This window comes from Arthrobacter sp. ISL-85 (genome assembly GCF_018613675.1).
Classification (GTDB): domain Bacteria; phylum Actinomycetota; class Actinomycetes; order Actinomycetales; family Micrococcaceae; genus Arthrobacter.
The window spans coordinates 133,353-152,239 of the sequence record NZ_JAGGPQ010000019.1; the positions used below are offsets into that span (position 1 = coordinate 133,353).

Annotated in this window: 18 protein-coding genes; 7 read left to right on the forward strand and 11 right to left on the reverse strand. The window is 66.1% G+C overall.

Annotation, left to right across the window (positions count from 1 at the left end):
• Positions 1-241: 241 nt before the first annotated feature.
• Positions 242-2,101, reverse strand: a complete 1,860-nt coding sequence (gene ilvD / locus J7I84_RS15340) for a dihydroxy-acid dehydratase (protein WP_214945406.1) — start codon at positions 2,099-2,101, stop codon at positions 242-244.
• Positions 2,102-2,187: 86 nt separating this feature from the next.
• Here ilvD and J7I84_RS15345 point away from each other — a divergent pair, with 86 nt between their 5' ends.
• A complete protein-coding gene (locus tag J7I84_RS15345; RefSeq protein ID WP_214945407.1) occupies positions 2,188-3,024 on the forward strand; it encodes a helix-turn-helix transcriptional regulator in 837 nt (278 codons plus the stop codon).
• Here the strand turns inward: J7I84_RS15345 and J7I84_RS15350 are convergent.
• Genes J7I84_RS15350 through J7I84_RS15360 form a run of 3 tightly spaced genes read right to left on the reverse strand, consistent with a single transcriptional unit; the run spans position 3,021 to position 6,833 of the window.
• Positions 3,021-4,253 carry an amidohydrolase gene (locus J7I84_RS15350; protein WP_214945408.1) on the reverse strand — a complete coding sequence of 411 codons (1,233 nt, stop codon included), beginning with the start codon at positions 4,251-4,253 and terminating at the stop codon, positions 3,021-3,023. The genes J7I84_RS15345 and J7I84_RS15350 overlap by 4 nt on opposite strands.
• A gap of 44 nt (positions 4,254-4,297) precedes the next feature.
• Positions 4,298-5,245, reverse strand: coding sequence for a polysaccharide deacetylase (locus J7I84_RS15355; RefSeq protein WP_214945409.1), 948 nt, complete (start codon positions 5,243-5,245; stop codon positions 4,298-4,300).
• A gap of 55 nt (positions 5,246-5,300) precedes the next feature.
• Positions 5,301-6,833: a cytosine permease gene (locus J7I84_RS15360; RefSeq protein WP_214945410.1), complete on the reverse strand. Its 1,533-nt coding sequence runs from the start codon at positions 6,831-6,833 to the stop codon at positions 5,301-5,303.
• Between the two features lie 106 nt (positions 6,834-6,939).
• Here J7I84_RS15360 and J7I84_RS15365 point away from each other — a divergent pair, with 106 nt between their 5' ends.
• On the forward strand, positions 6,940-8,541 hold the full coding sequence (locus tag J7I84_RS15365) for a PucR family transcriptional regulator ligand-binding domain-containing protein (protein ID WP_214945411.1): 1,602 nt from the start codon (positions 6,940-6,942) through the stop codon (positions 8,539-8,541).
• A 124-nt stretch (positions 8,542-8,665) separates the two neighbouring features.
• On the opposite strand, the gene J7I84_RS15370 is transcribed toward J7I84_RS15365, so the two are convergent.
• The 3 genes from J7I84_RS15370 to J7I84_RS15380 all read right to left on the reverse strand — a co-directional run bounded on the left by J7I84_RS15370 (position 8,666) and on the right by J7I84_RS15380 (position 12,308).
• Positions 8,666-9,502, reverse strand: a complete 837-nt coding sequence (locus tag J7I84_RS15370) for an IclR family transcriptional regulator (protein WP_214945412.1) — start codon at positions 9,500-9,502, stop codon at positions 8,666-8,668.
• Positions 9,503-9,575: 73 nt separating this feature from the next.
• Positions 9,576-10,832, reverse strand: a complete 1,257-nt coding sequence (locus J7I84_RS15375; protein ID WP_214945413.1) for an aminopeptidase P family protein — start codon at positions 10,830-10,832, stop codon at positions 9,576-9,578.
• Between the two features lie 105 nt (positions 10,833-10,937).
• Positions 10,938-12,308, reverse strand: coding sequence for an MFS transporter (locus tag J7I84_RS15380; RefSeq protein ID WP_214945414.1), 1,371 nt, complete (start codon positions 12,306-12,308; stop codon positions 10,938-10,940).
• 265 nt (positions 12,309-12,573) lie between these two features.
• On the opposite strand from J7I84_RS15380, the gene J7I84_RS15385 reads away from it, so the two are divergent.
• The gene (locus J7I84_RS15385; protein WP_214945415.1) at positions 12,574-13,056 is read left to right on the forward strand and encodes a hypothetical protein; all 483 of its coding nucleotides are present in this window, start codon (positions 12,574-12,576) and stop codon (positions 13,054-13,056) included.
• A complete protein-coding gene (locus tag J7I84_RS15390) occupies positions 13,053-14,810 on the forward strand; it encodes a DUF5671 domain-containing protein (protein WP_214945416.1) in 1,758 nt (585 codons plus the stop codon). Before J7I84_RS15385 ends, J7I84_RS15390 begins: the two co-directional genes overlap by 4 nt.
• Before the next feature lie 400 nt (positions 14,811-15,210).
• Here the strand turns inward: J7I84_RS15390 and J7I84_RS15395 are convergent, their stop codons facing one another.
• The 3 genes from J7I84_RS15395 to J7I84_RS15405 all read right to left on the reverse strand — a co-directional run bounded on the left by J7I84_RS15395 (position 15,211) and on the right by J7I84_RS15405 (position 16,526).
• Positions 15,211-15,459 (reverse strand): hypothetical protein, encoded by a 249-nt coding sequence (locus J7I84_RS15395; protein ID WP_214945417.1) that lies wholly within the window; start codon positions 15,457-15,459, stop codon positions 15,211-15,213.
• A gap of 348 nt (positions 15,460-15,807) precedes the next feature.
• On the reverse strand, positions 15,808-16,215 hold the full coding sequence (locus tag J7I84_RS15400) for an SRPBCC domain-containing protein (RefSeq protein WP_214945418.1): 408 nt from the start codon (positions 16,213-16,215) through the stop codon (positions 15,808-15,810).
• Complete coding sequence (locus J7I84_RS15405) at positions 16,212-16,526, reverse strand: helix-turn-helix transcriptional regulator (RefSeq protein ID WP_214945419.1); 315 nt, start codon at positions 16,524-16,526, stop codon at positions 16,212-16,214. The genes J7I84_RS15400 and J7I84_RS15405 overlap by 4 nt, the downstream gene beginning before the upstream one ends.
• A 363-nt stretch (positions 16,527-16,889) precedes the next feature.
• Here J7I84_RS15405 and J7I84_RS15410 point away from each other — a divergent pair, with 363 nt between their 5' ends.
• The 3 genes from J7I84_RS15410 to J7I84_RS15420 all read left to right on the forward strand — a co-directional run bounded on the left by J7I84_RS15410 (position 16,890) and on the right by J7I84_RS15420 (position 18,627).
• On the forward strand, positions 16,890-17,786 hold the full coding sequence (locus tag J7I84_RS15410) for a LysM peptidoglycan-binding domain-containing protein (protein WP_214945420.1): 897 nt from the start codon (positions 16,890-16,892) through the stop codon (positions 17,784-17,786).
• Positions 17,787-17,894: 108 nt separating this feature from the next.
• Positions 17,895-18,254, forward strand: a complete 360-nt coding sequence (locus tag J7I84_RS15415) for a VOC family protein (protein ID WP_214945421.1) — start codon at positions 17,895-17,897, stop codon at positions 18,252-18,254.
• Between the two features lie 88 nt (positions 18,255-18,342).
• Positions 18,343-18,627 (forward strand): DUF427 domain-containing protein, encoded by a 285-nt coding sequence (locus J7I84_RS15420; protein ID WP_214945422.1) that lies wholly within the window; start codon positions 18,343-18,345, stop codon positions 18,625-18,627.
• A gap of 109 nt (positions 18,628-18,736) precedes the next feature.
• Here the strand turns inward: J7I84_RS15420 and J7I84_RS15425 are convergent, their stop codons facing one another.
• Positions 18,737-18,880, reverse strand: coding sequence for a hypothetical protein (locus J7I84_RS15425; RefSeq protein ID WP_214945460.1), 144 nt, complete (start codon positions 18,878-18,880; stop codon positions 18,737-18,739).
• Positions 18,881-18,887: the final 7 nt, after the last annotated feature.

An 18,887-nucleotide genomic window follows, 5' to 3' on the forward strand; every position in this document is an offset into this window, starting at 1 on the left:
AGGGTACCGGAGGGGCCGGACAGTCGATGGGGCCCTTCGGCCCGTTGTCCTGCCCTGGCCGCCGTTAGTTATCCGTCACTTAGTACCCATCACCCCGGACGGGCCGCAGCGAGGTGATCATCTGCTTGACAGGGACGCCGCCGAAAGTGCCTTGATGAACCTCCGCACCCTTCATTTGTGGAGCGGCATTCCCGGGCGGAGGAGGGCCGGAGGACCTGTCCTCCCCCGCCGGGCACGGGAGTTACCGCTCCAGAAGGGACACATCCCGGACGGCACCCTTGTCCGCGGAGGTGGCCATCGCGGCGTAGGCCCGCAGCGCGGCGGACACCTGGCGGTCCCGGTCCTTGGGCTTGTAGCCACCGTTGACCAGGAGTTTCTCGCGGCGTTCTTCAAGGACCTCGTCGGAGACCTCCAGCTGCAGGGAGCGCTGGCTGATGTTGATGCTGATGATGTCGCCGTCCTCCACCAGGGCGATGGCGCCGCCGGAGGCAGCCTCGGGAGAGATGTGCCCGATCGACAGGCCGGACGTGCCGCCGGAGAAGCGGCCGTCGGTGATGAGCGCGCACTTCTTGCCCAGGCCGCGGCCCTTGAGGAACGACGTCGGGTAGAGCATTTCCTGCATGCCCGGACCACCCTTGGGGCCTTCGTAGCGGATGACCACAACGTCGCCTTCCTTGATGGTCTTGTTGAGGATCTTTTCCACGGCTTCGTCCTGCGACTCGCACACAACGGCAGGGCCTGAGAAGGTCCAGATGGATTCGTCCACGCCGGCGGTCTTCACCACGGCGCCGTCGACGGCGACGTTGCCGCGGAGCACGGCCAGGCCGCCGTCCTTGGAGTAGGCGTGCTCCACCGAGCGGATGCAGCCTTCCGCGGCGTCGGTGTCCAGCGAGGTCCACTCGTTCGACTGGGAAAACGCGGTGGAGGAGCGGACGCCGCCTGTAGCGGCGTGCCACAGGGCCGTCGCTTCCTCGGTGGCCTTGCCGCCACGGATGTCCCAGTCGTCCAGCCACCCGTCCAGGTCCGCGGAGTGCACGGAGTGGACGTCCTTGTGCAGGAGGCCGCCGCGGTTCAGCTCGCCCAGCAGGGCGGGGATGCCGCCGGCGCGGTGCACGTCCTCCATGTAGTAGGTCTTGTCCTTGGCCACGTTCGGGGCCACCTTGGCCAGGCAGGGCACCTGGCGGGACTTGGCGTCCATCTCGGCCAGGCCGTACTCCACGCCCGCTTCCTGGGCCGCGGCCAGCAGGTGCAGGATGGTGTTGGTGGAGCCACCCATGGAGATGTCCAGCGCCATGGCGTTGTCGAAGGCCTTGGCGGTGGCGATGGAGCGCGGCAGCACGGAGTCGTCGTCGCCGTCGTAATAACGCTTGACGAGCTCGACGACGGTGCGGCCGGCTTTCTCGTAGAGCGCCTTGCGTGCGGTGTGGGTGGCCAGCACGGAACCGTTGCCCGGCAGGGCCAGGCCGATGGCCTCGGCGAGGCAGTTCATGGAGTTGGCGGTGAACATGCCGGAGCAGGAACCACAGGTGGGGCAGGCGTTCTCTTCGATGAGGTTGATGTCTGCGTCGGAGATGGATTCGTCCACGGCGTCGGCGATTGCGTTCACCAGGTCCAGGGAGCGTACGGAACCGTCGGTCAGGGTCACGCGGCCGGCCTCCATGGGGCCGCCGGAAACGAACACGACGGGGATGTTCAGGCGCAGCGCGGCCATCAGCATGCCGGGGGTGATCTTGTCGCAGTTGGAGATGCACACCAGGGCATCTGCGCAGTGGGCGTTGACCATGTACTCCACGGAGTCCGCGATCAGGTCACGGGACGGCAGCGAGTAGAGCATGCCGGAGTGGCCCATGGCGATGCCGTCATCCACGGCGATGGTGTTGAACTCGCGCGGCACGGCGCCGGCGGCGAGGATCGCGTCGGAGACGATCCGGCCCACGGGGGCGAGGTGCGTGTGGCCGGGGACGAATTCGGTGAAGGAGTTGGCCACGGCGATGATCGGCTTGCCGATGTCGGAGTTGGCGACGCCGGAGGCACGCAGCAGTGCGCGGGCTCCGGCCATGTTGCGGCCGTGGGTGACAGTTTTTGAGCGGAGTGCAGGCATGCTTACCATCCTCTGGCCTCGCAGGGCTGGGTGGAAGACAGCGCTGCTACTAGTAGTAGGAGTACCAGAGTAATAGTATTTTGCGGGTGAACAATCCCGGGCGCCGCAAAGAACTGGGCCTCTTCCTGCGGGCCCGCCGCGACCAGGCGCTGCGCGCGGACTATGGACTGCCGCCGGTAGGCAGCACCCGTGAGCGGGGGCTCCGCCGCGAGGAGGTGGCTTTCCTTTCCGGCGTCAGCGTCACCTGGTACACCTGGCTGGAGCAGGGCAGGGACATCAGCCCGTCCCGGCAGGTCCTCGAAGCCATCAGCCGGGCGCTGCATCTTTCCAGCACGGGCCTTGGCTATGTGCTGTCGCTGGGCGGATATGCGTCCGCAGCACCGGCAGCTCCGGCCGCCGATTCCGCCCCTCCCCACATTCAGCGGCTGTTGGATGCACTGGACCCCAACCCATCCTTCGCCCTGTTCCCGGACTGGGGCGTGGCGGGCTGGAACAAGGCATACGCGGCGCTGTATCCCAACATCGCCAAGGTTCCCGCCGGTGACCGGAACCTGCTGTGGCTGGTGTTCACCGACCCCTATGTCCGGAACCTGCTTCCGGACTGGGAGACCACCAGCAAGCGGTTCCTTGCCGAGTTCCGGGCCGAAACCGGGCAGCGGCTCGGCGATCCGGACATCCAGTACCAGGTGGAACGGCTCAAGGAAGCGAGCCCCGAATTCCGGCAGGGCTGGGATCTCTATGACATCCTGGGCTTCGAGTCCCGCGAGCGCCTCTTCCACCACCCGGCCGTGGGGGTGCTCCAGCTGGAGCATCACCAGGTGTCCCCGTCAGACCGGCCGGACCTGCACCTCGTGGTGTACACGCCGGCGCCGGGCAGTGACGCCGCAGCGCAAATGAAGTCGCTGCTGTCCGTGGCCGGCTAGACAGTCCGCGCAAGGAAGGCGAGTGCGGCGGCAGCCTGGGCACCGGTGGCCATGCGGAGGGTCGCATCCTCGGCTGGCAGGAAGAACGGCGAGTGGTTCGCCGGGATGTCCGTGTCCACGGTGCCCGTTTCCACGGCCCGGCGGTAGATGTCCGGGGGCACGGAGCCGACAACCCAGTACACGTAGGGAATGCCGAAGGCGTCTGGGATGCGGCTGAAATCCTCGGAGGCCGTCTGCGGGTGGGTGCGGTAGACGGCGTCCGCACCGAAGGTTTGAGTGAAGGCTGCGGTGACCCGGGTGTTGGCCTCCGCGTCGTTGCTGGTCAGTGGGTACTGGTCGTAATACTCAAACTCCGGCTCCTGCGGAGAGCCGGCCGCTGCACACTCGCCCCGGACAATCCGCTCGATGGCAGTGATCATCTGGCTGCGGGTCGCCGTACTGTAGGTGCGCAGGTTGAGCAGCAGTTCAGCCCGGTCCGGGATGATGTTGGCCGTGGCCCCGGCGCTCACCGACCCAACAGTGAGCACGGCGAACTCCCCCGGTGTCGTTTCGCGGGACACCACCGTCTGCAGGCGGAGGACAATCGAGGCGGCGAGCACCACCGGGTCAACTGCCTTGTGCGGCATGGAGCCGTGGGCACCGCGGCCGTGGACGGTGATCCGTATTGAGTCACCGGCCGACAGGATGGGTCCGGCGGTGGTGCCGATGGTGCCCGCCTCGGTGGGCATGACGTGCTGGGCCAGCGCAACGTCCGGCCGCGGGATCCCGGCGGCCAGGCCGTCGTCGAGCATTGCCTGGGAACCCGCCGCCGTCTCCTCTGCCGGCTGGAAGAGGGCGATGTAGGTTCCCCGCCAGGCCTCCCGGTGGTCCGCCAGGTACTTTGCCGCTCCAAGCAGCGCCACCACGTGCATGTCGTGGGCGCACGCGTGCATCACGCCTGGGATGGTGGAGGCGTAACTTGCCCCCGTTGCCTCCGTGACGGGGAGGGCGTCCATGTCCGCGCGGGCCAGGACGCCCGGACCCGTCCCGTTGGCGAGGACACCTACGACGCCGGTACCCCCAAAGTGCCGGACGTCAAAACCCCAGCCGGCCAGCTTCGCCGCAACGGCTGCGGAGGTTTGGTGTTCGGCGAGGCCGAGTTCCGGGTGCCGGTGGAACTGCTCGTAGAGCGGGATCTGCCAGGATAACTCCTGCGCGATGCCGTCCCTGAGGCTGTTCATGAGGTCCATGCGAGCGCTCCTCCCGGCCGGCGGCGCCGGCCCCTTCGGCCACTTTAGGCCAGCACCCCCTGCCGCACCACGGCCGGCTCAAACTGTGCACCCGCGCCCGGGAATACCGGCACCTCGATCCGCGCGTGGGTGTGGACCTCGTTCACCGTCGCCTTGGTGTGCCGGGCAATGTTCTCCATGGTGGTCACCCACATGCCGTCCATCGCCTTCACCCGCTCCATCAGTTGCTCCAGCGCCACCGCCTTGGACGGCCGGCCGGAAATGAATGGGTGGTTGGTGAGGACAAAGCAGCTGCCCTGGGAGTGGTGGGCCTCGGCTTCAAGCGTCCACATCTCCAGGACCTTGGCCGGGCTCTCGATCACACCGCTGCCCGTGACGCCGGGGTAGAACGCGTACTGCTCCCAGTCGTCAAGGGTCCAGTCCACGGGAATCTCCACGATGTCCCGGGGATCATCCGCCCCGACGGCGAAGCGGTAGGGGGCATCGCCGTCGAGCAAGCTGGAATCGTAGAGGAAGCCGCGGTCCGCCAGCAGGCCCGGTGAGTGCCAGTTCAGCTCCCACCACGGTGCCCGGTAGCCCACCGGCCGGACCCCTGCCACCTTGGCCAGTGCCTCCAGGCCGCGGTCGATGTAGCCGGCCTCGGTGGCGGCGTCGATGCCCTGCATGGGTTCGTGCAGGTAGCCGTGGTGCGCCACCTCGTGCCCGCCGTCCACGATCTGCCGGACCACGTCCGGGTAGGACTCGGCGGTGAAGCCGGGGATGAAGAAGGTGGCCTGGATGTCCTGGCGCGCCAGGATGGCCAGGAGCCGTGGCACCGCGATCCTGGGGCCGTAGGACTGGTGGCTCATCAGCGACATGCGCCGGGTGCTGGCGGGATCGTGGGCGATGGTGCAGGACTCGGCGTCCACATCGAAGGTGAAGGATGCTGCGGCCTTGAAGCCGCCGGGCCAGGTGATCGGGTGCAGGGGGTCAGCGATGGCGGGCTGGTTCACGGGAAATCCTTTCTGGCAGGCGCATTGCGCCCGCCAGGTTCTACGGGAAGGGAGATCAGAGGGCGGGAAGGGCGGGCGTGCTGTCCGCCGTCGCGCTCTTTGTTTCAGCTGCGGCGCGGGGCTCCAGGGCGAGGTAGCGGATGTGCTGGCGCGGGCCGAGGATGGCGTAGACGCCGGCGCTGGTCAGTCCGCCGGCCAGCCAGGACAGGTCCCAGCCGCCCAGGGCCACGGCGATGGGGCCCTGCATGATGGGGATCAGGCCGTACATGAACAGCCACGTTGCGAAGATCCCGGCCCCGAGGGCGGTGACACCCGCCCAGTTGACGCCGGGCAGCCGCTTGGTGCCAACGCCGTCGAACAGGCGCTCCGGCTCACCGGGCCAGCGCTTGTCCAGCCAGAAGTAGTGCACCAGCATGATCCCGCCCCAGGCGGCCACCCAGGCCACCAGGCCGATCAACCAGGCGTCGAGGACCGCAGCGAAGTCCTCCTGGAAGATGAAGAAGACGACGGCGGCGAGTGAGAAGACACCGACGAACAGGTTGAGCTTGCGGCGGCTGATGTTGATGTCCAGGGCCTGGGTGGCCACCGAGAAGGTGTAGATGTTGAGGATGTTGGTGGCAATGGGGCCGTGGAGAACCATCAGCAGCACGGGCAGGGCCATGGCGCCGAAGTTCAGGACAATCAGCTTGCCGGGATCAATTTCGCCGCTGTTGGTTGCCAGGCTGGCACCGAGGACGCCGAGCCACACCACGGGGATGAACTGGCCCAGCACCGAGGCCAGGTAGACCTTCTTCTTGGGGACGCTTGTGCTGACGAACCGGGAGTAGTCCGCGGCGTAGGTGAACCAAGTGATGCCCCAGCCGATGCCGATGGCGGTCATGACGGCGCTCATGGCGGCGATCCGCTCGGAGCCTTCCAGGACGGCGCCGGCAGGTCCGGCATAGCTCCAGTCGATGTCCATGCCGAACCACGCCACGGCGGACATGACGGCCAGGATGAGGATGGTGGGCGGTACGGTCCATTTCTCGAAGGCCGCGATGGCCTTGTAGCCGAACCAGGCGATGGCCACCTGGAGGGCCATGATGAAGGTGGCGACGCCGATCTTCCAGGCGTAGTTGGGGGCTTCCGGGTCAACCCAGCCGAGGGTTCCGAAGAGCGCCATGACCAGGTCCAGGATGATCCAGGTGTTCACTGCACACCATCCGATGACCAGCAGGGCCTGGATGGCGGCCGGTAGGTAGTTGCCGCGCCGTCCGAATGCCGCCCGGGCCAGGACCATACCGGTGGCTCCGGTTTTCTGGCCCAGGAGGACAAAGCAGCCAAAGAGCAGCATGCCAATCAGGTTGCCCAGCACCAGGACCGTGATGGTGTCGGCCAGCCCAAGTCCCAGCTGGATACCGAGTGCCCCCAGCACCCAGTTGATGGGTGCCAGGTTGGCGCCCGCCCAGATCCAGAACTGGCCGGATACCTTTCGGGTTCGTGCTGATTCGGGGATGGGCTGCAGCCAGGCTTCGTGGTCCACGGCGTTGTGGTCCTCGGTTGTCTGGGCAGGTTGGCCGTGCGTGGCTGCTGAAAGCTTTTCTTGCATGGGGGCCTCCGTGAGGTGGATAAGTACCTAAAGGCTATGTGGCCCCGATCACAAGGAACAAGATACGATCTGTCTAGCAGAATCTCCTACTACGTTACGGACTGTCGTGTCAGTGTTTCTTGGCGAAATACTCGCCCACCCCGCCCTCGCCGCCGCGGATCCCGTTGTCCATCCCGTTGGCGTGGTCGCCGATTCACAGCCGGTCCGGTGGGTCCACTCAAGCGAAGTGCTGGACATCGCTCCCCTGCTCCGCGGCGGCGAGCTGCTGCTCTGCGGGGGGATCACGCTGGCCACCGCCGCCCCGGCCAAACGCGAAGACTATGTACGCGAACTGGCGCAGCGCGGCGTTGCGGCCCTGGCCATCGAAACCGGCGGCGCACTGCCGGAAATCCCCGCAGACATGCTGCAGAAGGCGGAGGAATACGGCCTTCCCCTGGTGGAACTGCGCAAGGTGGTGCCGTTCGTGGGCGTCATGCAGGCCATCAACTCCATGCTTGTCAGCGAGTCGGTGGGGCACCTGCAACAGGCCGACGCCGCAACGCGCGCCATGGCTGCCGAGGTGGCCCACGGTGCCTCACTCGACAAGATCCTCGGCGTACTGGCAGGGATCACCGGCTCGGCCGTGAAGCTCACCTCCCCATGGGGAGTCACCCTGGGGAGCGCGGCGCCCGAGGGCTGGAACAGTGGGGTGGACCCGGACGCCGGCGGAGGAACAGCGGACGACGCCGGCTCCGGGCCAGGCACGCACGGCGGCTTTTACGCGGTGGCCGGCGGAACGCTCATCACCGTGGACATCCCCGTGCGCGGGGTCCTCATGGGGCGGCTCGAGGTGCACGTGCCCGCTGCGGCGGATACGGCACTTGCCCAGGTGGCCGGGGAGCGCGCCGTGGACATCCTGGGCCTGGCGCTGCTGCAGCACACGCCTCCGGGGCTGCATGCCCAGGCAGGTGCTGAACTGATGCGCGCCGTGCTGAATTCCGCACCGGAATGGCGGCTTGAGCAGCTCGCTCCCGGCGCCGGCTTCCCCACGGACTCCCCCGCCGTGGTTGCTGCAATCCACGCGGCAGCGCCGCAGGAACTGCGTGGCGCCGTCGAAAACTTCCTGAGCTCAGAGCGCATCCCCTGCGCCGCGTATCTCGACGACGCCGAACTTGTGGTGATGATCGGCCTGCCGTGCACCGGGACCGCCGGCGTGCGGCGGCAGCTCCTGGAGTCCCTGCAGGGACTGGAAGGCGACCACGATGCCGTGATTGCTGTGGGGCCGCTCGCGGGCAGGGTGGCGGAGGCCGCCTGGTCTTTGGCGGAAGCCCGCCGCGCCCTGGACGTGCGGCAGATCCGCCGGCGGAACGCATCGGCGCGCAGGCGGCATCCGGCCCGCGGCCTGGTAGTGGTCGACGCCCAGGACACGGCCGTGGAAAGCCTCGCCCTGACCTGCCTGGATGCCTCGTCCCGGGAGGCGTTTGTCAGCCGGCAGTTGCGGGCGGTCCTGGAACATGATGCCCAGCGGCAGTCCCAGCTGCTGGAGACCCTGCAGGTGTGGCTGGACTCCGGCTGCAATACCGCGCAGTCAGCACGTGAACTGCACCTGGAGCGGCAGTCGATGCACCACCGGCTGCAGCGGATCTTCGAGCTCTGCGGCGGAGATCCCCGCGGCACCGGCCGGCTGGCGGCGCTGCACCTGGCGGCTCGTATGGCCGGGCTGCCGTGACCTGCAGGTTTGGACCGCGCCGTCGAAGGTCCCCGCCGCAATTGGACATGAACGATTCGGAAAGCGTTCGACACAGGCCGGGCACCAGCTGCACTCGAACGTGCCTATACCTTACTTGCGGCCCTCAGTTCGCCGTGCGGCCGCCCAGGCGCGTAGTCACCTTCGCGGCGGCGGCCACGCAGGCCTCGCCCAGGCTCTCGAACTGTTCCTTGGACACCCTGAACCGGGGCGCCGGAATCAGGACAGCCGCCACAACATCGCCGCGGTGGTCGCGGACGGGCGCAGCCACACCCACCTCGTCCATGGACGATTCGCCGTAGTTCCCCGCCCATCCCCGCTGCCCAACATCCTGGAGCCGGGCCTCGTACGCCGCCAGTCCGTCGTCGTCCAATCCCGGGAAGGTGATGGTGCCGCTGCGCAGCAGCTCCCGCACCCGCTCGGCCGGGAGGGTGGACAGGAACACCTGCACCGAGGCGCTCATGGCGTCCCGGTAGCGCGCACCCAGCGGTGTGGTGTGTTTGATCTGGTGGTGGCTGGCGATCTGCTCCACGCAGATGGCCTCGTCGCCGTTCCACAGCATGAGCGCGCTGGTTTCACCGGTCTGCTCGGTCAACTGCCGCAGGACCGGGTAGGCCACACGCCGTTCCTCCATCTCAGCCAGCAGCGGCCCGGCGACGGCGATGAGCCCCAGTCCCAGCCGGAACCGCTTGGTTTCCGGGTCCCGTTCGACCAGGTTTTCCTGCTCGAAGGTGGCCAGGATCCGGGACACGCTGCTTTTGTGCATGCCCACGCGGTTGGCGATTTCCGTGACACCCAGCAGGGGTTCGTCGGCAGTGAAGGTCCGCAGGACCGCGATGGCATTGACGACGACGGAAGCACCTTTCGCGTCCGTCCCGCCATTGGTGCCGGCCCCGTTGCCGCTCGTGTCGGAAATTTTTGCAGGAGTCATGGTGGACACCATCTTTCCCTATCGTTGGCGGCAGATGCCGAAAGCGGCGCCGTGGTCCACGGCGCCGCCTTGGCTGTTGGGGTGGTTATCCTTCGACGATGTTGTGTTCCGGGCCGAACGGGAACTTGGTTATGTTCTCCACCGTGTTGTCCTCCCCGATGACCAGGATGTCGTGCTCGCGGTAGCCGCCGGCGCCCGGCAGTCCGTCCGCCACCGTGATCATGGGCTCCATGGAGACCACCATGCCGGGCTCAAGGACGGTGTCGATGTCCTCCCGCAGCTCCAGGCCGGCCTCGCGGCCGTAGTAGTGGCTCAGGACGCCGAAGGAGTGGCCGTAGCCGAAGGTGCGGTTGGCCAGGAGTCCGTGGCTGATGTAGATCTCGTTGAGCTCAGCGGCAATGTCCTTGCAGACGGCGCCGGGCTTGATGAGTTCCAGGCCGCGGCGGTGCACCTCGACGTTGATGTTCCACAGTTCGAGGGAGCGCTCGTCCGGCTGGCCCAGGAAGAGCGTGCGCTCCAGGGCGGTGTAGTAGCCCGAGGTCATGGGGAAGCAGTTGAGCGAAAGGATGTCGCCCTGCTGCAGCTTGCGGGTGGTGGCCCAGTTGTGGGCGCCGTCGGTGTTGATGCCTGACTGGAACCACACCCAGGTGTCGCGGACCTCGCGGTCAGGGAAGGTCCTGGCGATCTCGTGCACCATGGCCTCTGTGCCGACGAGGGCCACCTCGTACTCGGAGATGCCCTCGCGGATGGCGTTGCGGATGGCCTCGCCGCCCAGGTCGCCGATGCGGGCGCCGTGCTTGATGACTTCAATTTCCTCGTTGGACTTGATCATGCGCTGGCGCATCGCGTCCTGGGAAAGGTCCAGGAGCTGCGCCCCCGGGAAGGCCGCGGCAATCTTCTCGCGGGTCAGTCCCGGGAGGAAGTCGTCCTCCACGCCCAGCCGTGAGGCCTTGACGCCGCGCTGGCGCAGTGCTTCCTGCAGGCCGAAGTAGAAGTTGTCACGGCGCCAGTCCGTGTACACGATGTTCTCGCCGTAGGAGGTGCGCCATGGCATCCCGGCATCGATGTTGGCGGTGACCGTGACCGAGTCGTCGGCTGTGACCACCAGGGCGTAGTTGCGGCCGAACGTGGTGTAGAGGAAGTCGGAGTAGTACTTGATGCCGTGGTAGCTGGTGAGGATGACCGCGTCCAGGTCCTTGGCGGCCATGATGCGGCGGAGGCCGCCCAGGCGGCGTTCGAACTCCGCATCGGAGAACGTGAGCTTGCCCTTGGTGCCGTTGTGGAGGACCTTGAGGCGCTCGAGTTCGGCGATGGAGGAGGCGTTGTCGGCAGTGATGGTCACGGGTGGTGCCTTTCTGGTGGGTGCCAGCTGCTGTTCGTGCAGTTGGTGTTGGTTTGCGTGGTGAGGTTGGTCTGTGTACCCGGATGGGTGTGCGTCTCTGGTTGGTCAGAGGTGCTTGAGGGGCTTCCGCGAGGTTTCGGCGGCGAACAGCACGGCCAGGAGCGACACGGCAGATGCGGCCACGAGGTACCAGCCGGGCGCCAGCTTGCTCTGGGTCATGCTGATCAGCAGGGTGGCCATGAACGGTGCGGTGCCTCCGAAGAGGGCATTGGAAAGATTGAAGCTCACGGCGAAGCCGCTGTACCGGACCTTGGTGGGGAACAGTTCGGCAAGGAAGCTGGGCAGGGTTCCGTCATTCAGGGTCAGCATTCCGCCCAGCAGGATCTGGACCAGGACGATCACCAGGAAGTTGCCGGTATCCAGAAGCATGAAGGCGGGGACGGTCAGGAACATGAACAGGACCGATGCGGTGATCAGCATGCGCCTGCGGCCGAACCGGTCCGACGCGATGCCGGTCAGGAAGATAAAGCCGATGTAGCTGGCCAGGGCGATAGTGGTGGCCAGGAAGGATTCAGTGGGCCCGAAGCCCAGTTCCTCGGACAGATAGGTGGGCATGTAGCTGAGGATCACGTAGAAGCCGACGGCGTTGAGCAGCACCGCACCGCAGGCAATCACGAGCTGCTTGCGGTAGGTCCGAAACATGTCCAGAGCCGGAGCCTTAGGCGCGGACTCCTCCTTGTCAGCCAGGGCGCGGAAGGCCGGGGTTTCCTCGAGCCTGGTGCGGATGTAGCGGCCGATCAGGCCCATGGGGGCGGCCAGCAGGAACGGCAGCCGCCAGCCCCACTCATGCAGCTGGTCCGTGCTGAGCACCGAACTGAGGAGTGCCGCGATCAATGAGCCCAGGAGCAGGCCTGCCGCTGTGCTCGCCGGAACCACGGCAGCGTAGAGTCCGCGGCGGTTGGCCGGCGCGTATTCCACCAGGAAGGCCGATGCTCCGGCATATTCGCCTGCGGCAGAGAACCCTTGCACCACGCGGACCAGGAGCAGCAGGACAGGGGCCAGCATGCCAATGGTTCCGTAACCGGGGATGAGGGCGATGCAGAAGGTGGAGACAGACATGATGACGATGGAGAGGGACAGCGCCTTGCGGCGGCCGAGCTTATCCCCGATGTGGCCCCAGAAGAAGCCGCCCAGGGGACGCACAAAGAAGGAAACAGCAAAGACGCCGAACGTTGCCAGGAGTGCTGTCTGCCGGTCCGCTTCGGGAAAGAAGACCGAGGAGATGACCGCTGCCAGGTAGCCGTACACGGCGTAGTCGAACCATTCGACGAAGTTGCCGATGAAGCTGGCGGTGACAACGCGGCGTCGGACGTCCTTGCCGGCAACGGCGTTGTCCATACCGCCGCCAGCCTCGCCAGGAGCGTTGGCGTCAGCGGCAACTGCTCCTGCCCGGGGTGAGTTTTGTTGGGTACTCATGAAACCACCAATGAAAGTTGGAGTTGCATTGCTTGCAACGTGGTTGTTTCAAGATAGGCCGTGACGGGTGACACAGTCAATAGTCCGCAGGAGTATTTCCAACCACTAGCTACCTCTGCGCACGAGGAAGGGTGGCTGCCTGCAAGAAAACAGCTAAGGGCAATGCGTTGCATCAGAAGCAACGACGTTGTAGATGGTCGTAGGCAGCTGAAGAACAGGCCCCAGGACGCAGGCGAAATCGGTTATCGTGCCCCATACTTGCGCCATGGACGACAGCGCCGCCACGGACCGCCCCGCGCGAAGACCGGACCGGATCCTGCTCGCGCTGGTGGGCGTGGTGGTCGTGTTGGTGGTGGTGGCACTCGCAGTGGTGTTTACCCGCGGTGAGCCGGCCGCGCTGGATGAAGCAAGCCCCGCCGGGGTGGTCCAGCGGTACAGCAAGGCCGTGATCGACGGTGACGCTTCCACTGCCGCCTCCTACCTCACAGAGGGTGCCAAGAGCCGGTGCCGCGGTACGTACACCGGCGAGCCGGCGCCCGCCCGCGTTGTGCTGATTTCGACAACGGAGCGCACCGATTCAGCCACGGTGAAAGTTTCTATCGTCCGGTCTACCCCAGGTGGACCCTTTGGCCCGTCCGAGTACGAAATGGAGGACGTGTTCTCACTCCTCAGGGTGAGCGGGAAATGGATGATTGACCAGCCGCCATACCCCTTGATGGGGTGCGCAGTGGTACCGGTGAAGCAATGACGGCGCCGGCAGTTTCTGCGGCCACCGCTCCTACAAGTGGCCTGGCGACCCTCCGCCGGCTGATTCTGTACGTCCTGCTGCTTGCCTTAGTGGTCATCTCGGCGTCCGGGCTCCAGGGATTGTTGGAGCGTCTCTTCCGTACGGCATCCACCCTGGTCTCGGGTGACGTCGCCGGTTTGGCCCTGTCCCTGGCCTTCACCCTGATTGGCGGCCCGCTGGCGCTGCTGCTGTGGTGGTTCGTGTGGAGACGCCTGGACGACGAATCGGAGCGCAGGGCCCCCGGGTGGGGCCTCTACCTGGCCGGGACGTACGCAGTCTCGCTGATCATCGCCACCACGTCACTGCTGAACCTGGCGACGTCCTTCATTGACACGCACGAAAGCCGATGGCCGTCCCCACTGGCCAACGGGATCGTGTGGTCAGCCATCTGGTGGTGGCACCGGTGGATGTGGAAGCATCCCCGCAAACCGTCGCTCCACCTCGAAGACGTACGGGCCGTCGTCGGCTCCGTGTTTGGACTGCTCCTGGGCGCCGGCGCCGCCATTGCCGCATTGGGCATACTGCTGGACGTTGCAATCCGCGGTTTCGCGCCCGCCGCCACCTTGGAGCCCTGGTGGTTCCCCATCCTGCGGTCCGTCGCCTGGGCTGCCGGTGGTGCTGCGGTGTGGTGGTGGCACTGGTTCCGGGAGGGTGGGCGGCGCTTCCAGACACGCCTGGCGGACGTCACCATCATCGCCGTTGGCATCTTCGTCGCCGGCATCGCCGCCCTGGGCGGCCTGGGGGTCATCCTGTTTGTCCTCCTCCGGCTGGCATTCGACCGGAGCGGCCCGCTGAACGACCTGCTCGAGCCCCTCGCCCCGGCCATCGCGTCCGCAGTAATCGGAACCCTGGTCTGGCGCTACCACCGCACCGCGTCCGTCACCCGTTCCACCCGGACCCGCCGTGCCAGCCTGCTGGTGACCTCTGCGGTGGCCCTTGCCGCGGCGGCTTCCGGCGTCGGCGTTGTGGTCAACGCACTGCTCGCAGCGGCCGTATCGCCGCTGGCCGGCGGGGCCACCCGCACGCTGCTTCTAGGTGGCATCAGCTCCCTTGTGGTGGGGGCCCCGGTCTGGTGGCTGGCCTGGAAGCCACGGCACCAGCCGCGGAACGCGGAGGACATTCCGCCTGGCCGGCGCCTCTACCTGGTGGCATTCTTCGGCGTCAGTGCCGTGGTTGCCCTGATTACGCTGCTGGTGATTGGCTACCGGCTCTTCGAATTCCTCCTGGGCGAGGTCGCCGGCGGAAGCGTCCTGGACCGCATCCGGGCGCCCTTGGGCCTCCTGGTGGCGGCCGGGCTCGTGGCCGGCCACCACTTCGCGCTGTGGCGGCACGACCGCGCGCTGTTTGCTGCCGCGGCACCCGCACAAAAGCCGACCGTCCAGCGGGTCACCCTGGTCATTGGATATTCACCGGGTTCGGTGGATCCCGAAGCATTGGCCCACAGCATCGCCGACTCCACCGGAGGTGCCAAGGTGACCACCTGGCTGAGGGCGGACGACGGCGGCGCCGGACTTCCGCCGTCGTCCGTCCCTGGTCCGGGGGTTGAGGAGGCTGTGCGGCAGGTGGCGGCAGCCCTGGAAGGCGTAACGGCGCAGCAGGTCCTGGTGATGGCCGGGCCTGCGGGCCGGATGGAAGTGATCCCGCTTACGGCTCCCGGAGCTTTGGTCGTCAAAGAAGGTACTGCCAGCACAACGGTCCTTCCGGGTGCCGAGTAGGGCATTCCTCAAGATCTGCGAAGTTTATCCGGCAGGTGGATTAACCCTCTTCCCTTGGCATCCGGTGGTGCCTAGTGTGGGCACACACGCTTTATAAGGGGGATATGTGAAAAGCTCGGTTGAGGATCTTCAGGACGCCACAAACCAGGATGGGCAGCAGGATGCAGCCGCGGATTCACTGGACATACAGCACAGGGTGGCGGAATGGACGTCTGACTGCCTTCTCGCAATGCGGAGCCCTATTCGCTTCACCCGCGCCGACTGGCCCTAGAGCGCGGCACAACCAGGTGGGGACGGGCCACCTGGACCACCGGTATGACTCTTAGAGCCATGCGCCCAACACGGCCAGCGCACTGATCCAGGTCGTTACCCGCCGTTTCAGGCCCGCCCCGGCTGTTCTTCAGCTGGATGCGTCCCGCTCGATTTCTTCGGCGAGGTCATCCACTTCTTCGGGGCGCGCATCAATGCCCGCTTCCTCGAAGCGCTCCTCAAGGACGTGGGCAACATCGTCCTGGACGTGGCCCAGTTGGATGTCGTGGCGGACATCCTCGGCGATGGTCTCTGGCGTCTCGTGGTGCCCGGCTCCGGCCACGACCCCGTCGTTGCCGTCAAAGGGGTCGTCAGCGCCGCCTGCTCCTGAATCAGTCATACTCCATGGTTACCCCTCCACCGGAGCAGTAAACGCGCGACGTCGGCCGAGGCACCGTCCCGCGCGGCCTCAGTCCAGGAAGGTGCGGTGCACTTCGCTGCAGCGATTTCCCCGTGGTCTCCGGCCCGCTCCCCTGTTGCAGTCATTCAAGCCGGAGCGTCTCGCCCAAGGTGCTGACCGGAACCGGTGCAGGCAGCGGGTCCAGCCGGATCGAGTCAGGAAGAAAACAGCAGTGCAAACGTGGAACGGATGCATCGGCGGCCGGTAGTAGAAGGGTGTTGTGCAACGAAGTGCCCGCAAGGCCCCGCGACGGGCCGGCTACGTGGAGCGTAGCAGTAGGCCGGGAGGTCAGGACACCCCGGCAAGAACCACGTCGATGCGGGCCAGCAGGCCGGGCCAGCCGTTGCCCATGCCTTCGATGGCATGGCGGCCCATGGGGGTGTCGAGCTGGAAGCCTGCGTGTTCAAAGTGGAGCACGGTGCCTCCGTCCACGGGTTCCAGGCGCCAAGTGATGGTGGTGTCCAGTTGGCCTTCCGAGAAGAGGAAGCTGATGGACTTTCCAGGGTCCACGGCCATGACCTCGCACTGTTGCTGGCCCCAGGCGTCCATGTCCATGGTGAAGCGGTGGCCCACCACGGGTGCGATGTTGCCCGGCGCCCACCAGCGTTCCAATAGTTCCGGTGTTGTCAGTGCGGCCCACACCGCCGCGGCGGGATGGGGGTAGCGGCGTTCAAGCCGGATGGCGTTTTCGGTCATAATGGTTTCTCCTCGTCCAGAAGGTCTGCCAGCGCATCCAGCCGCTGGTTCCAGTAGTGCTCAAAGTGCTTCACCCAGCCGCCAATTTCGGCAAGCCCGTCCGGCTGGAGGTGGTACACCCTGTTCCGCCCCTGCCGCTCTTCCCGCACCAGCCGTGCCTCCCGGAGCACGGCGAGGTGTTCGGACGCGGCCGGTCGGCTGAGGTCCAGCAGGCCGGTGAGTTCACCGGCGGTCCTGGACCCCTGGCGCAGCTCGTCCAGGATGATGCGCCGTGCCGGGTTGGACACGGCGGCAAAGACATCGGGTAGCACCCGTCCATCATACGTCGGAAATTTCCGACATATGACCACGGGGAACAAGCACTAAAAATTTCGTGTGCGGACGACGGCGGGCGCGTCCCGCCGTCGTCCGCTTTCCGTTTTTCGTGGCTACTACGCGTTCACAGAAGGCTTATCCGCTAGGCTCTCTTTGGTCCGCCTGGACCATGACTCGGCTATGCCGAACTTTTTGGGGGAATTTTCATGGTGGGAACTGGCAGCACTCGCGAAACGGGCATGCGCCCACCCCTTCGTTCACCCGCCGTTCTCACCGTCCTGCTGTCGCTGGGACTTACAGGATGTACGGCCTCCGATCCCGCACCCCCGGTGCAGCCGGCCGCGGCAACCGTGCCTAGCGTGGCGGCTTCGGCCCCCGCCGCAAAGCCTCCCCTTGGCGGGCAAACCGTGCGCGACTCGTTTGGCAACGTTGACTTCTACATCACCGTGGCAGGCGACACTCCTGCGGCGGTGGCTGCAGCGTACAAGCTTTCCGAGGCCAAGCTCACCGCATTTAACGGCCTTCAGACTGGAACCCCCCTCACCCCAGGCACACGGCTCCGCCTGATTCCGGCCGGGCCGGCAACCGGCGCGAGCGGCCCTGTCACCGTAGACGCAGATGGCATCCCAACCAGCTACTCGGTGGAACCCAACGACACCCTGAGCGGCATCACTTACCGCTTCAACCTCACCGAAGAGCAGTTGTCCGAAGCAAACAAGGTCCCGTTCACCCACGAAAAGGGCAACGTCTTCTTCATCCAGGCCGGAAGGCTCATCCAGCTGCAGAAGAAACCGGTGGACAGCAGGTCCGGCTCGGGCCTATCGGTCAACAACTCGTTTGGCCAGACGATCTTCTACACCACGGTGGACGGAGACTCGTTCGACGGCCTGGGCTACAAATTCCGGTCAACCACGGCACAGATCCTGCTGTACAACCCTTCACTGGCAGCGAATGAGCCCATCCCCGCAGGTACGAAGGTTCGACTGATCCCTGGCGACGTGAAAATTGCAGGCGCCCAGGGAACGTTCACTGCCGATGCCCAAGGGATCCCGCTGACCTACACCACCGCTCCAGGGGACATCGAACGCCAGGTTTCCTTCCGCTTCGGCGTGACAGACCTGAGGTCGGCCAACCGTCCTAGTAAGGGCACAGGTGGGGCGTGGTACGAATTCGCAGACCTGCCGAACGGCGAGCTGGCACCAGGCCAGACCATCAGCCTGGCGCTGGACAAGCCCATCAACAATCCCGAACGCTAAGGCGCCCGTCTAGGGCGGCTGGACGGGTGGTGCTCTTCAGGCATGTTTGGCTTCACCCCATGCCCGCGAGTCTAGCCGGGCCCCGCCGGCGGGGTTTAGGCTGGGCGGATGTTGACCATCGGCACCATTGTCCTCGGCGTCAACGACGTCGCCGCCGCAACCAAGTTCTGGAGCGACGCCATCGGCTACGTCCCCCGGGAACCCGGTGACGAAACGTGGGTGACTCTTGCCCCGGCGTCGGGCCCGGGCGCCCAGCTGTCCCTCATGCTCAGCGAAACCCCGGTCCAGGCCTACCCGCGGATCCACCTGGACCTGTACGCGGATGACCAGGACGCGGAGGTGGAGCGGCTGCTCTCGCTCGGCGCCAAGCGCGTGGACTGGGACATGTACCCGGAGGACCCCGACTTTGTGGTCCTTGAGGATCCGGACGGGAACCGGTTCTGCGTCATCGACAAGGACCTGGAGTAGCGCGTGGGGAACAAGCCCACCTCCCAGGCCGTTGGCATCCGTACACACGTACCGCGCCAGGTGCGCGGGCAGCGACGGAAGGACACTGATGGTCAGGGCTATCTGGAACGGAAAAGTCATCGCCGAGTCAGCGGATACCGTGGTGGTGGAGGGCAACCATTACTTCCCGCGGCACGCCGTCAACGCCGGATACCTCAGGGAAAGCGGCAAGAACACCTTTTGCCCGTGGAAGGGCCAGGCCAGCTACCACACGCTGGACGTGGACGGTGAGCTGAACAAGGCAGCGGCCTGGTTCTACCCCGAGCCCAAGCCGCGGGCCAAGCACATTGAGGACCGGATCGCGTTCTGGCGCGGCGTCACCATCGAGGATTAACAGGCCTATGAAGAGGACGACGGCGGGTGGGCGCCCGCCGTCGTCCTCTTCACTTCTGTCTCGGCACGGGCGGCGGGCGGCCGGGCTAGGAGTTCCGGACGCCCGCTGATCACCGCTGGTTCTTGCGCGGCTTCACAACGTTGAGTACGCCGCTTTCATGTTTTGCTCTTTTTTCGGCCCGCTTTTCAAGAATTGACTTGCCGACTTTCTTAGCGGCATCGCCCTTCGGGGATTTCCCGGACATTGGAATCACGCCTCTC